The sequence below is a fragment of the Marinobacter iranensis genome (assembly GCF_029207565.1).
GTDB lineage: Bacteria > Pseudomonadota > Gammaproteobacteria > Pseudomonadales > Oleiphilaceae > Marinobacter > Marinobacter iranensis.
On record NZ_JANCMW010000215.1, the window covers coordinates 1 to 265 of the forward strand.

Here is a 265-nt window from a genome sequence, read left to right on the forward strand (position 1 = left end):
CACTTTTACAGCCGAAACGGGTAAACACGAGATCGTCATGACGCGGACATTCGATGCACCGCGTGAACAGGTCTTCGCCGTCTACACCGATCCCAAGTCGATCCCGAACTGGTGGGGGCCGAGCTGGCTGACGACGACGATCGACAAGTTCGAGCCAAGACAGGGCGGCGTCTGGCGCTTCGTGCAACACGACAAGGCCGGCAACGAATACGGCTTCCACGGCGTGCATCACGAAATCACCGCCCCTTCCCGTTTGGTGCGCACT

At 60.0% G+C, this 265-nt stretch carries 1 protein-coding gene; it reads left to right on the forward strand.

All coding sequences use genetic code 11. The features are described from left to right. Positions 1–37: 37 nt before the first annotated feature. The coding region (locus NLU14_RS22080) for an SRPBCC domain-containing protein (RefSeq protein ID WP_275710650.1) at positions 38–265 on the forward strand (228 nt) is incomplete at its 3' end.